General features: G+C 71.2%; 10 protein-coding genes and 2 pseudogenes. 2 read left to right on the forward strand and 10 right to left on the reverse strand.

What is annotated here, in order from left to right; translation table 11 throughout:
* Positions 1-31 precede the first annotated feature (31 nt).
* Positions 32-1,381: a lipase family protein gene (locus tag E6W39_RS01295; RefSeq protein WP_141631856.1), complete on the reverse strand. Its 1,350-nt coding sequence runs from the start codon at positions 1,379-1,381 to the stop codon at positions 32-34.
* A 262-nt stretch (positions 1,382-1,643) separates the two neighbouring features.
* Between E6W39_RS01295 and E6W39_RS01300 the strand changes: the two genes are divergently transcribed.
* A complete protein-coding gene (locus E6W39_RS01300) occupies positions 1,644-2,015 on the forward strand; it encodes an MmcQ/YjbR family DNA-binding protein (protein ID WP_141631857.1) in 372 nt (123 codons plus the stop codon).
* Positions 2,016-2,377: 362 nt separating this feature from the next.
* Here E6W39_RS01300 and E6W39_RS01305 read toward each other — a convergent pair whose 3' ends face one another.
* Complete coding sequence (locus E6W39_RS01305; RefSeq protein ID WP_228717895.1) at positions 2,378-3,250, reverse strand: neprosin family prolyl endopeptidase; 873 nt, start codon at positions 3,248-3,250, stop codon at positions 2,378-2,380.
* Positions 3,251-3,413: 163 nt separating this feature from the next.
* Between E6W39_RS01305 and E6W39_RS01310 the strand changes: the two genes are divergently transcribed.
* Positions 3,414-4,760: a helix-turn-helix domain-containing protein gene (locus E6W39_RS01310; protein ID WP_141631859.1), complete on the forward strand. Its 1,347-nt coding sequence runs from the start codon at positions 3,414-3,416 to the stop codon at positions 4,758-4,760.
* Between the two features lie 73 nt (positions 4,761-4,833).
* Here E6W39_RS01310 and E6W39_RS01315 read toward each other — a convergent pair.
* The 8 genes and pseudogenes from E6W39_RS01315 to E6W39_RS38965 form a co-directional block, all read right to left on the reverse strand.
* A pseudogene (locus E6W39_RS01315) lies at positions 4,834-6,044 on the reverse strand (FAD-dependent monooxygenase).
* Positions 6,045-6,249: 205 nt separating this feature from the next.
* On the reverse strand, positions 6,250-7,158 hold the full coding sequence (locus tag E6W39_RS01320; protein ID WP_141631860.1) for an alpha/beta fold hydrolase: 909 nt from the start codon (positions 7,156-7,158) through the stop codon (positions 6,250-6,252).
* 232 nt (positions 7,159-7,390) lie between these two features.
* A pseudogene (locus E6W39_RS40805) lies at positions 7,391-7,743 on the reverse strand (histidine kinase); the annotation flags it as partial.
* A 27-nt stretch (positions 7,744-7,770) separates the two neighbouring features.
* Positions 7,771-8,385 carry a potassium-transporting ATPase subunit KdpC gene (gene kdpC, locus E6W39_RS01330; protein WP_141631861.1) on the reverse strand — a complete coding sequence of 205 codons (615 nt, stop codon included), beginning with the start codon at positions 8,383-8,385 and terminating at the stop codon, positions 7,771-7,773.
* 19 nt (positions 8,386-8,404) lie between these two features.
* Positions 8,405-10,510: a potassium-transporting ATPase subunit KdpB gene (gene kdpB / locus E6W39_RS01335; RefSeq protein ID WP_141631862.1), complete on the reverse strand. Its 2,106-nt coding sequence runs from the start codon at positions 10,508-10,510 to the stop codon at positions 8,405-8,407.
* Positions 10,510-12,171 (reverse strand): potassium-transporting ATPase subunit KdpA, encoded by a 1,662-nt coding sequence (gene kdpA, locus E6W39_RS01340; RefSeq protein WP_141631863.1) that lies wholly within the window; start codon positions 12,169-12,171, stop codon positions 10,510-10,512. Before kdpA ends, kdpB begins: the two co-directional genes overlap by 1 nt.
* A gap of 1 nt (position 12,172) precedes the next feature.
* On the reverse strand, positions 12,173-12,262 hold the full coding sequence (kdpF, locus tag E6W39_RS01345) for a K(+)-transporting ATPase subunit F (RefSeq protein WP_141631864.1): 90 nt from the start codon (positions 12,260-12,262) through the stop codon (positions 12,173-12,175).
* Positions 12,259-12,411 (reverse strand): hypothetical protein, encoded by a 153-nt coding sequence (locus tag E6W39_RS38965; protein WP_181799032.1) that lies wholly within the window; start codon positions 12,409-12,411, stop codon positions 12,259-12,261. The genes kdpF and E6W39_RS38965 overlap by 4 nt, the downstream gene beginning before the upstream one ends.
* Between the last annotated feature and the right edge of the window lie 22 nt (positions 12,412-12,433).

The raw sequence follows: 12,433 nt of genomic DNA on the forward strand, positions 1-12,433 counted from the left end.
CCGGGGCACCCGGCCGGCGCCGGCGCAGGCGTCAGGGCGTGGACGACGTCGGCTCCTGCGGCGCAAGGGAGTTGCCCGCCGGTATGCGGGCGCAGTCGGACGGGGCCGGCCTGCCCGCGAACCGGTCGCGCAGCCAGGCCATCGCGTTGGGCGCCCAGGCGGCGGAGGTGGGGACGTGGCTGAGCAGGTCGTACTGCTGGTACTCGATCGACTCGTTACCGGTGGAGCAGTACTGCCGGGCGAGCGCGCGGACGTCTCCGGCGACCATCACGCCGTCACCGGTTCCGATGCCCGCGGGGCTGCTGAAGGTTCCTTCCGTGCCGCCCTGGCCGCCCTGGGCCAGGTATCCGGGCACGGTCGGGGTGGCGGCCGACCCAAGGTTCAGCTTGTTCACCGCATCGACGAAGGCTGGCACCGAGTCCGGGTCGGCGTACTGCGGCTTCATCATCTTCTGCCAGGTCAGCCCGGGGTAGTGACCCTGTGCGTCGAAGAGCGAACCGTGCTCCAGCTTGTCGTACACCTCGGTGCCGTAGCTGCTCAGGTACGACTTGAGGCCGCTGCCGTACGCCCGGTCGATCCCGATGATGGTCATGGGGATCACCCCGGACCACAGGAGGGAGCCGTTGACGTAGGTGAGATTGTGCGCCGGGTCGACGAGCAGGCCGCCCTCGGCGAAGCCCACCAGCCGGGCGTTCACGTCGGGCGCGTAGCCGGGCGCGAGCGCGGCCGCCCAATCGGTCGCGATGGAACCGCCCGAGTAGCCGAGCAGGCCGATGCGGGTGTCGGCGTTCATGCCGGTGCCCGCGGCCGACTGGGTAGCGGCGCGGATCGAGTCCAGCGTGTCGGTCCCGTACTCGGGGCCGGCCGCGAAGTCGGCGTTCTGTCCCTCGGTGTCGGGGATGATGACGTTGTAGCCCTGCAGTAGCAGGGGCACCAGGAAGATGTTCTCGGAGTTGGCCAGGACACCGCCCAGACGGACGTCACCGGCGATGGCTCGGGACGGCGCGTCCGCGGGGTTGAGGGAGTCGTAGAACGACTGGTAGGACACCGCCTTGCCGCCGTCCCCCCGCAGGCTGCGCACCACCGTGGTCACGTTGGCGGTCGGCCGGCCCTGCGCGTCGGTGGTGCGGTAGAGCAGTTGGACCGCCGTCAGCGGCGTCGGGATGCCCTCGATGTGGTACGTCAGTGTCCGGGTCTTCAGTACGGCTCCGGGCTCGTACGAGGACAGCGGCGTGCTGCCGTCGTAGCCGTAGAACGGGTCCTTCGCCGCATCCCCCGGCGTCCCGGAAGGGGCGGCCACGGCCGTGGCCACCGGGGTGACAGCGAAGGCCAGCGCAGCAACGCATGCGGTTGCCAGCTGCCGGACGGCGGGCATTCTCATGGCTTCCCCCGTGACGGTGAGATGAGGAACAGGTGACGACCCATCAAGTTACCGGACGGTAACGAGCCTGTACAAGACGCCTGCGGGAGCTCGCCTCCGGCGCTGGGGTCTCGCCCAGGAGTTCCTCCAACCGGGCGACGATGCCGGGGCCGACCACCCCGGACAGGAGCGGTCGGCAGCCGGGCGCGGGCCCCTGTGTGCGGGCGGGCGGGTGGCGTTCCGCCTGGCCGCACGTCCACTGTCGGCAGGCACGTCTACGGTGATGACTGTGCTGGATGCCAATGATGTCCGTCGTATCGCGCTGTCCCTCCCGGAGACCGTGGAGAAGGAGGCGTGGAGCATGCCCACGTTCCGGGTCGCCGGGAAGATGTTCGTCACGGTCCCCGATGATCAGACCTCGTTCGCCGTGCGGTGCCCCAAGTACGATCGGACCGAGCTGATCGCTTCGGAGCCGGAGAAGTTCTGGGTGCCACCGCACGAGGCGAGTTCCGCCTGGGTGCGGGTACGACTCGGCGCCCTGGAGGACATCGCCGAGCTGTATGACATTCTGGTCGACTCCTGGAAGCAGGCCGCGCCGGGGCGCCTCCTGGAGACATTCGTGGCGCCTGGACCCGACCGGGGCCCCAAGGACTGACCGGGCGGGCCGGTACGCGACGGCGCCCCGCGCGGACCGGCGAACGGACCGGCGCCCCGGACCGGACCTCCGGCGAGACTGCCACCGCGCTCACGGCCCACCTCGACAGCGCATGGGAGACGCCCATCACCCGAGCGCGCGGGACGCGGAACGGGCGCGGTGCGGCGCGCCGGGCCCGCCTTTCGAACAGCCCGCCGGCCCGGCCCCGCCAGGGCCGGGCCGGCGGTCCTCCCCTCGAGGCCGGTGCCGCCGAGTCGCACGTCGGCGGCTGCCGGAGCATCCTCGGCGCCCCGCCCGCAGGAGCATTCCGATGCCATCGGCCGGGACCGGGACCTCCCGGTGGCGGTTGTCCAGGCCGGCCGTCAGCAGGGGCCGGCGCCGGGGCCGCCGAGGTGGAAGGCGGTCGGGGTCACGCGGCCGGAGTCGTAGAGCGCCGGGCTGGTCGCGGTGACCGTCAGCTGTGCCGAGTCGGTGGCGTCCAGCAGTTGGAAGTCGCGGATCCAGCCGGAGCCCGGCGCGCTGCCGAACCGCCCGTCACCCATCGACTCGCAGGTGCTGCCGGCCGCGTGGGCGACCTCGCCGAAGGCGGTGATGGTCTGGGTGCGGGTGTAGCCGCCGCTCCAGAGCGAACCGGGGAAGTAGCCCACGGCCTGGTGGTTGTAGAAGATCCACCAGTCGCCGCCGAGGTTCACGATGCCGTAGCGGGCGGCGTCGCCGGGCCGCAGCGCCATGCCGGCGGTGACGGTGCGGGAGACCGGTACGAAGCCGCACGCGTTGTAGCAGCTTTCCTGGCCGTCCACCCAGTGGTAGACGAACAGGTGAGGCAGCAGGTCGCCGTTGAGGCCCAGGTCGACGGTCCAGCCGACCTCCACGGTGGACTTCTGGTCGGCGGACTGCACGGCCAGTTCCTGCAGCGAGTGGGAGTCGGTGTCGCCGGGCTTGATGGTGGGGGCGGACTGCTGCATGAGGATGCTCGCGCCGGCGGCGTCGGTCTTCTGACGGCCCGACACGTAGTCGTAGCAGGCGCCGAACCAGCAGACCGGCCCCGAGCCGTTGGCCGGCGGCGCGGCGGAGGGGACGGCCGGCGGGAGCGGGTGGGCGGCGACCGCCCGGGATGCGGTCGAGGCTGCCGGGGTTGTGGTCGAGGCTTCGGCGGCGGCCGGGGTGGCGATCAGCAGGCCGAGCGCGGCAGCCAGGGTGGCGGCAGTGCCGAGGGTGGTTTGCCGTATGCGCATGGGGTCCATTCAGCGAGTGCGAGAGCGGGGGTCGGGCGAAGTCCGGCCCGGGTGTTAAATACTGACGTAAGCTCGCTTACATTGAGAGTTAAGCTAGTGGTGGCCGTACCGGCACGCAATAGCCTGGGCGCGGCAGTGTGACGGAAGCGGAGGGCAGGGCGGCATGACGGGCGACCAGGACGACCGGCTGCGGATCGGCCGGCGGATCCAGCGGCTGCGGGCCGAACGCGGGCTCACCCAGCGCGCCCTGGCCGAGCCCGCGTACACGGCGGCGTACGTCTCGACGCTGGAATCCGGCAAGGCCCGTCCCTCCGAGACCGCGCTGCGCTACCTCGCCGAGCGACTCGGGGTCAGCGCGGAGCAGCTCGAGACCGGGCGCCCGCCCCACCTGGCCACCGGCCTGCGGCTGCGCCTGACCGACGCCCGCCAGACGCTCCACACCGGCGAAGCGGCGGATGCCACCGCGCAGTTCACCGAGCTGGCCGCCGAGGCGCAGCGCCACGGGCTGGCGGACGAGCAGGCCGACGCGCTGGTCGGGCTGGGCGACTGCGCCCTGGAGGCCGGCGAACTCGACCAGGCCATCGGGCACTTCCGCGCCGCCGAGGAACTGCTGCGCCAAGCCCCGCTGCCCCTGCGGGTCCCGGCGCTGCGCGGGCGCGCGGTGGCCCATCTGCTGGCCGGCGACCTGCGGTACTCCTGCTACCTGCTGGAGAGCGCGATCGACCAGCTCAACGCCGACGGCCTGCCGGACCCGCAGGCCCTGCTGCTGCTCTACTCCGCGGTGATCGCCCCCTACCTGGACCTGGGCGCGCACCAGCGCGCCGCGCAGGCGGCCGAGCTCGCCCTGGCGCTGGCCCCGCAGGTGGACGATCCCGCCGCGGTGGCCCGGCTGCACCGCTCGGTGGCCCGCACCCTGCTGGCCGGCGGCAGGGCCGCCGAGGCCGATGCCTCCCTGGCCCGGGCCCAGGAGCTCTACCAGCAGCTGCGGATCCGCACCGAACTCGCGCACTGCCACTGGATGCGCGGCTACCTGCGCGCCCAGAACGGCGACCTGCCCGCCGCCGAGCGTGAACTGCGCACCGCCCGACGGATTCTGGCGGACCGTCAGGCCGCGCTCTACACTCAGCAGATCGACGTCGAGCTGGCCGACGTGCTGCGCCGCTCGGGTCGCAGCACGCAGGCGGCGGCCCTGCTGGCGGACCTGCTGGGCTCACTGCACCCCCAGCGCGGCGCGGTGCACGCGGGCGCCGCCCACCGGCTGCTGGGGCTCATCGCCGAGGAGCGCGGCGCGCACGCCGAAGCCGAGCAGCACTACCGCACCGCACTGGAGCTGCTGCAGCAGGCCGGGGCCACCGCCGACCTGGCCGACCTGTGCCGGCTGCTGGGCGATCTGCTGCGCCGCACCGGCCGGCCGGAGGAGGCCCTGGACGTCTACCGCAGCGGCCTCGGCCACCAGGCCGCCCCCGGAACCACCACGCTCGGTCCGGCGCCGGCCGCACCACCGCTCTGACGGGACACGGGGGTGCGCCTCCACGACGGGACGCAGCTGGAGGAGCCGCCCTCCGCGGACGGCTCCGGCTGGTTCAACGGTACGACCGCGAACGGGCGTGCATGGCGCGGGCGACGCGGGGGCCGAGCCAGCCCCGCAGCTGCCGAAGCGCCGTCAACTGCTCCACGGCCTGGTTGATCCGGTAGTAGGCCTGCGGCGGCAGATGGGGCAGCAGCGGGGAGTGCCGCTGTCCCAGCAGGGAGAACAACCGCTCGGGTTGGAGCTGCATGTAGCGCGGGATGATCTCGAACCACTGGGAGCTGTACCGGGCGGCGCTCTGGAACGGCAGTACGGCGAACTTCCGTTCGCGCTCGTAGACTTCGAGCGCCGACTGGAGATCGTCGTGGCGGGCGAGCGCGCCGGCCAGGCCTACGGCGTCCTCCAGGGCCAACTTGGTGCCGGCACCGATCGAGTAGTGGGTGGTGTGGGCGGCGTCGCCGATCAGGACGATGTTGCCGTGGTACCAGCTCCGGTTGGTCAGGGTACGGAAGTTCAGCCACTGGGCGGGGCCGCCGTCACCGGTGCGGCCGATCAGCGGGTTGCCGTCGAGCGGCTCCGCGAAGAGCTCCGCCAGGAGCGCGAGGCCGTCCTCCTGCCCGAGGACGTCCAAGCCCAGACCCGTCCAGGTCTCAGGCGAGCACTCGACGATGCAGGTGCTGAGGTCGCTGCTGAAACCATAGGCGTAGAACCAGATCCAGCCGTGCCCGGTCTCGACGAACGCGAAGGTGAAGGAGTCGAAGACTTTGCGGGTGCCAAGCCAGATGTACTTGTTGCGCCCGACGGAGACATCGGTGCCGAACTCAGCCGAATGGTGCTCACGCAGTCGGCTGTTGACACCGTCCCCGGCCACGATCAGGTCAGCGTCGGGCAGTTGGGAGACAGCCTCGACCTCCTGCTCGAACCGCACCCGCACGCCGAGGTCCTCGGCCCGTTGGGTCAGGATGTCGAGCAGGCGGTGGCGGCCGATGCTGAACCCCTCGTCGCCGTGGTGCACCACGCGCTCGCCGCGGACGTGCGCCACACCGTCGCTCCAGCGGACCGAACTCGCACTCACGGCCTGCGCGGTGGCGGGATCGTCGCGCTCGAAGCGGTCCAGGAGGCTGCCCCAATAGGTCACCCCCAGCCATAGGTGGAGCCGGCCGGGTTCCGCTCCACGACGGTGACCTCGTGGGCCGGATCCTGACGCTTGATCAACATCGAGAAGTAGAGGCTGGCGGGGCCACCACCGATACATGCGATCCTCATGCGTCTCTCACAGGTGCTCGCAGTTGCTCACGGTTTCTTCGCAGCGACACAGAGTAGCAACCGTCACGGCCTCCACAGGGGCGCTGATCACCGTGTCGTGCACCACCTCGCAGCCGTTCCAGCGCCGGCCGCCCCACTCCACCGGTCGCTCCGGGACGGATGCCCGTGCCCCGCAGGCTCCCCGGGGCGACCGGCCGAGCGCCGTTCAGCCGGGCAGGCTCAGGATCGCGTCCGCGAACGCCGCCGGGGCCTCCTGCGGCACGTTGTGGCCCACCCCGGGCAGGGTGCGCACCTCGCACGGGCCGGTGAAGCGCTCGGTGCCGGTCTGGTCGGCGGGCGGGATCACGCCGTTCTCCTCGCCCACCAGCACCACGGTGGGAACGGTCACCGGCGGCAGCTCCGCCAACCGGTCCTCCAAAACCTGGTAACACGGCTCGCCCGCCGCCAAGCCGTAGCGGTGCCGGTAGGAGTGGATCGCCACATCCACGAAGTCCGGGTTGTGCAGGCTGGGCGCGGAGGCGGCGAAGGCCTGCTCCGCCTCCGCCCAGGTCGGCGACCACAGGCGCCAGAGCAGCTTGCACAGCTCCTCACGGTTCTGCTCGAGACCCCGCCGACCGCGCTCCGAGTGGAAGTAGTACTGGTACCAATACCTGTGCTCCGCCTCCGGTGCGGCGGGCTCCATCGCGCGGGCGATGTCCTGGACGGTGTAGCCGCCCGCCGTGACCAGGCCGTGGATCCGCTCCGGCCACAGCGCCGCCGCCGCGCAGGCCGCGCGCCCGCCCCAGTCGTAGCCGGCGACCACAGCGCGCCGGATCCCCAGCGCATCCATGAACTCGACCAAGTCCTGTGCGAGCGCGGCCTGCTGGCCGCTGCGCGGAGTGTCCTCGGCCAGGAACCCGGTCGGCCCGTAGCCGCGCAGGTACGGCGTCAGCACCTGCCGGCCGGCCTCAGCGAGCAGCCGCGCCACCTCGTCGTAGGCCCGGGCGTCGTAGGGAAAGCCGTGCAGAAGGATCACCGGGGCGTCGGCCTTCCGGCGGCGCTCGCCGGTCCGGTGGTAGGCGATCTCCAGAACCGGTGTCGTCACCCGGTGCAGCTCGTGGGAACGTGCAGTCATCCGGTCATGCTCGCACGTCCGGTTCGGGCATGACTGACCCCGGGTCAGCCGCGCCCCGCCCGGCGCCGACCGCGTGGCCTGGCGGGGCCATGGGCGCGGCCCAACTCGGCGACGCCGGCGGACCCCTGCTCGCGTCGCCTGCCTCGCAGTGCCGGCCGACCACGTCGACGGCGGCGGCCGGGGCGAGGGAGGCGCGGCCGACCATCCGGACGGTGTACGCGGAGCCGTAGAGCTTGGTGTTCCGCCCGCCGGGGATGTTGGTGTGGGCGAGCTCGTCGACCAGGGCCAGCTGCGGCCTGCGGGCGAGGGTCGCTTCGACGTCGAATTCGGTGAACTCGGTTCCGCGGTAGGCGTGGCGGGTCGGTGGGACGACTTCCAGCCCGTCCACATGGCCTCGGTGCGCTGCCGGCCGTGGCATTCCACGAAGCCGGCCACCACGTCGGTGCCACGGGACATGCGGCGCACGCCCTCGTCCAGCATCCGGTAGGTCTTGCCCACCCCGGGTGCGGCGCCGAGGTAGATCTTGTACCGGCCGCGGCCCGGACGGATCCCGGGCGGGGAATGCGAGCCGGACTGCGCGGTCATCGAACGCCTCCTCCCGGCAGGCTCTGGTCAACCGAGCCTGGCGAGAGCGAGGTTCAGGGTGACGACGTTCACCCGTGGCTCGCCGAGGAACCCCAGGATGCGACCCTGCACATGGTCCCGGACCAGTTGTCGAACCGTGTTCGGGTCCAGTCGGCGCACCCTCGCCACCCGGTTGACCTGCTCATAAGCGTAGGCCGGGGAGATCTGCGGGTCGAGGCCGGAGCCGCTGGCCGTGACCGCGTCGGGTGGGAGCTGGTTGCCGGGCACGCCGTCGAAGGCGGCGATCGCCGTCCGGCGGTTCCTGATCGCCCCGGTCAGGCCGTTGTCGTTGGGTCCGAGGTTGGACGCCCCCGAGGCGGTCGGGTCGTAGCCGTTGGTGCCGGCCGCCGACGGGCGCGGCTGGAACCACTTCGGGTCCGGCCCAGCCTGGTTCGGGAGGTTGAAGGCCTGCCCGAGCAGGCTGGAGCCGACGACCCGCCCGTCCTGCCTCAGCTGCGAGCCGTCGGCCTGCTGGGAGAGGGCGAGCTGGGAGAACCCGGTGATCAGCAGCGGGTAGGCCAGGCCGCACACCACGGTGAACACCAGCAGCAGGCGCAGTCCGGTCAGGTGCAGCCGGACCAGGGCCGTCAGGGATCGTGGCATGGGCGTGGCTTCCTTGCCGTCAGTGCAGTCCGGGGATGAACTGCACGACCAGGTCGATGAGTTTGATGCCGACGAACGGCGAGGCCAGCCCGCCCACGCCGTACATGCACAGGTTGCGGGCGAGCAGCGCGGAGGCCGAGGACGGCGTGTAGCGCACGCCGCGCAGCGCCAGTGGGATGAGCCCGATGATGATCAGCGCGTTGAAGATGATCGCCGAGGTGATCGCCGAGGTCGGGCTGTGCAGGCCCATGATGTTGAGGTGCTTCAGACCGGGGTACACGCCGGCGAACATCGCGGGGATGATCGCGAAGTACTTGGCGACGTCGTTGGCGATCGAGAAGGTGGTCAACGCGCCGCGGGTGATGAGCAGTTGCTTGCCGATCTCCACGATCTCGATCAGCTTGGTGGGGTTGGAGTCCAGGTCCACCATGTTGCCGGCCTCCTTGGCCGCGGTGGTTCCGGTGTTCATGGCGACGCCGACGTCGGCCTGGGCGAGTGCGGGGGCGTCGTTGGTGCCGTCGCCGGTCATCGCGACCAGCTTGCCGCCGCCCTGTTCCTGCCGGATCAGGGCCATCTTGTCCTCGGGCGTGGCCTCGGCGAGGAAGTCGTCGACGCCGGCCTCTCCCGCGATGGCCCGGGCGGTCAGGGGGTTGTCGCCGGTGATCATGACGGTCCTGATGCCCATCTTCCGCAGGTCCTCGAACCGCTCCCGGATGCCGTGCTTGACCACGTCCTTGAGGTGGATGACGCCCATGACGCGGGCCGGCTCACCTCCGTGCCGGACGGCCACCACGAGGGGCGTGCCGCCCGCGGCGGAGATGCCGTCGACCAGCGGCCCGATCTCCGGGCCCGGCAGGCCGCCGTTGTCCCGCACCCAGCCGGCGACCGCGCTGGCCGCGCCCTTGCGGATCCGTCGGACACCGCTGTCCTCGCTCAAGTCGGCGCCGCTCATCCGGGTCTGGGCGGAGAACTCGATCCACTCGGCGTGCCCGATCTCGGCCTCGGTCCGACCGCGCAAACCGTAGCGCTCCTTGGCCAGCACGACGATCGACCGGCCCTCGGGAGTCTCGTCGGCGAGGCTGGACAGCTGTGCCGCGTCGGCGAGTTGCTCCACCTCGACCCCTCCGACCGGGGTGAACTCGGCGGCCTGCCGGTTGCCGAAGGTGATGGTGCCGGTCTTGTCCAGCAGCAGGGTGGAGACGTCGCCGGCCGCCTCGACCGCGCGGCCGGACATGGCCAGCACATTGCGCTGCACCAGGCGGTCCATGCCGGCGATGCCGATCGCGGAGAGCAGCGCGCCGATGGTGGTCGGGATCAGCGCCACCAGCAGGGCGACCAGGACCACGATGGTCTGCTCGGCACCCGCGAACGAGGCCATCGGCTGGAGGGTGACCACGGCCAGCAGGAAGACGATGGTCAGGGAGGCGAGCAGGATGTTGAGCGCGATCTCGTTGGGCGTCTTCTGCCGGGCCGCGCCCTCGACCAGGGCGATCATCCGGTCGATGAAGGTCTCCCCCGGCTTGGAGGTGATCTTCACGACGATCCGGTCGGAGAGCACCCTGGTGCCGCCGGTCACGGCGGAGCGGTCGCCGCCGGACTCCCGGATGACGGGCGCGGACTCACCGGTGATCGCCGACTCGTCGACCGAGGCGGCGCCCTCGACCACGTCGCCGTCGCCCGGGATGCCCTGCCCGGCCTCGACGATCACATGGTCCCCGAGCCTGAGCTCGGCGGCCGGTACCGCTTCCTCGGCCACCTCCGTGGCACCGGGACGCCACGGCCCGGTGATCCGCCGGGCGACGGCCTCGGTCCTGGTCCGGCGCAGCGTGTCGGCCTGGGCCTTGCCGCGCCCCTCCGCCACCGCCTCGGCCAGGTTGGCGAAGACCACCGTCAGCCAGAGCCACACGGTGATCAGCCAGGCGAACACGCTGGAGTGCCGGATGGCCGAGTACGTGGTGAGCAGCGAGCCGATCTCCACCACGAACATGACCGGGTGGTGGACCATCACCCGCGGGTCGAGCTTGCGCACCGCGTCGGGGAAGGAGACGACCAGCTGACGCGGGTTCAGCAGCCCGCGGGAGACCCGGTGCGGCTCGGTCGGCTCGAGCACGACGGGGTCGGCCATCAGCTCAGCCCCTCCGCCAGCGGCCCCAGCGCCAGGGCCGGGAAGTAGGTGAGCCCGACCACGATCAGCACCACGCCCAAGAGCATTCCCACGAACAGCGGACGATGGGTCGGTAGCGTACCGGCGGTCACCGGGACCGGGCCCTGCCGTGCGAGTGACCCGGCCAGCGCCAGCACGAAGATCATCGGCAGCAGCCGGCCGAACAGCATGGCCAGACCCAGCGCCGTCAACCACCAGGTGCTGGTGGCGGTCAACCCGGCGAAGGCGGAGCCGTTGTTGTTGGCTGACGACGTGAAGGCGTAGAGGACCTCGGAGAAACCGTGCGCACCGTTGTTGAGCATGGCGGCCCGTTCCGCCGGGAAGGTCATCGCCGTGCCGGTGCCGATGAGCACGACCGCCGGGGTGGTCAGGACGTAGAGGGAGGCGAACTTCATCTCCCGGCCGCCCAGCTTCTTGCCCAGGTACTCGGGGGTGCGGCCGACCATCAGGCCGGCCACGAACACCGTCACGATGGCCAGGATCAGCATGCCGTACAGGCCGGATCCGGTGCCGCCGGGGGCGATCTCACCGAGCATCATGTCGACCAGCAGCACTCCCCCGCCCAGCGCCGTGTACGATTCGTGCGCGGAGTTGGCAGCACCGGTCGAGGTGAGCGTGGTCGAGCTCCCGAACAGGGTGGAGCCGGGGATGCCGAAGCGCACCTCCTTGCCCTCCATCGCGGCCCCGGCCGCCTGGAGCGCACTGCCGTGGTGCTGCCACTCGAAGAGTGTCAGCAGCCCGGCCGAGCCGATCCAGATCAGCGCCATCACGGCGACGATGGCGTAGCCCTGGCGGCGGTCGCCCACCATGGTGCCGAAGGTCCGGGGCAGCGAGAACGAGATCACCAGCAGCAGGTAGATCTCCAGCCAGTCGGTCAGCGGGTTGGGGTTCTCGAACGGGTGCGCGGAGTTGGCGTTGTAGAAGCCGCCGCCGTTGGTGCCCAGTTCCTTGATGACCTCCTGGGAGGCCACCGGACCACCGGTGAGCGTCTGCGAGCCTCCGCTCACCGTGGTGATCCCACTGAACGCGTGCAGGTTCTCGACCATGCCCGCCGCCACGAACACCACCGCGAAGACGACCGACACCGGGAGCAGCAGGCGCAGGGTCAGCCGGGTGACGTCCACCCAGAAGTTGCCCACCCGGTCCGTCCGGTCGCGGCTGAAGCCCCGGATCAGCGCCGCCACGACGGCGATGCCCACGGCGGCGGACAGGAAGTTCTGCACCGCCAGCCCGGCCATCTGCACCAGGTAGCCCATGGTCGACTCACCCGAGTACGACTGCCAGTTGGTGTTGGTGACGAAGGAGGCCGCGGTGTTCCACGCCAGGGCGGGCCGGAGGGCGGGGAAGCCGAGCGACAGCCACAAGTGGTTCTGCAGGCGCAGGAAGGCGTACAGGAAGAGAACCGAGACGGCGGAGAAGGCGAGGACACTGCGCAGGTACGCCGTCCAGGACTGGTCGAAATCCCCGTTCACCCCGATCAGCCGGTAGACCCCGCGCTCGGCCCGCAGGTGCTTGCCGCTGGTCAGCACCCGCGCCAGGTAGTCCCCCAACGGGCGGTACGACAGGGCGAGCGCCCCGGCCAAGGCCAGTGCCTGCAGCGAACCGGCGAGTGCGGCGTCCACGTCAGAACCTCTCCGGGTGGATGAGCGCGACGACCAGGTACACCACGACGACCGCCGAAACGATCAGCCCCAGGATGTTGTCGGCGGTCACAGCCGCTCCACGCCCTTGGCGATCAGACCAAGGACGCCGAACACGAGGACCGTGACACCGATGAAGACCAAGTCCGTCATCGCGCTCCATCCAGTGACCGAACGTAACAGCCGGTACACCAGATTCTCGGATACCGGGTCCGCGCCCACCGCCTTTACCTAGTCCGTCCGA

The sequence above is a fragment of the Kitasatospora acidiphila genome (assembly GCF_006636205.1).
Taxonomy (GTDB): Bacteria; Actinomycetota; Actinomycetes; order Streptomycetales; family Streptomycetaceae; genus Kitasatospora; species Kitasatospora acidiphila.

Excerpts from the sequence above, each read along its gene's own strand:
- E6W39_RS01295 (WP_141631856.1), bottom strand. The coding sequence starts at position 1,381 with ATGAGAATGCCCGCCGTCCGGCAGCTGGCAACCGCATGCGTTGCTGCG.
- E6W39_RS01300 (WP_141631857.1), top strand. The coding sequence starts at position 1,644 with ATGACTGTGCTGGATGCCAATGATGTCCGTCGTATCGCGCTGTCCCTC.
- E6W39_RS01305 (WP_228717895.1), bottom strand. The coding sequence starts at position 3,250 with ATGCGCATACGGCAAACCACCCTCGGCACTGCCGCCACCCTGGCTGCC.
- E6W39_RS01310 (WP_141631859.1), top strand. The coding sequence starts at position 3,414 with ATGACGGGCGACCAGGACGACCGGCTGCGGATCGGCCGGCGGATCCAG.
- E6W39_RS01320 (WP_141631860.1), bottom strand. The coding sequence starts at position 7,158 with ATGACTGCACGTTCCCACGAGCTGCACCGGGTGACGACACCGGTTCTG.
- kdpC (WP_141631861.1), bottom strand. The coding sequence starts at position 8,385 with ATGCCACGATCCCTGACGGCCCTGGTCCGGCTGCACCTGACCGGACTG.
- kdpB (WP_141631862.1), bottom strand. The coding sequence starts at position 10,510 with ATGGCCGACCCCGTCGTGCTCGAGCCGACCGAGCCGCACCGGGTCTCC.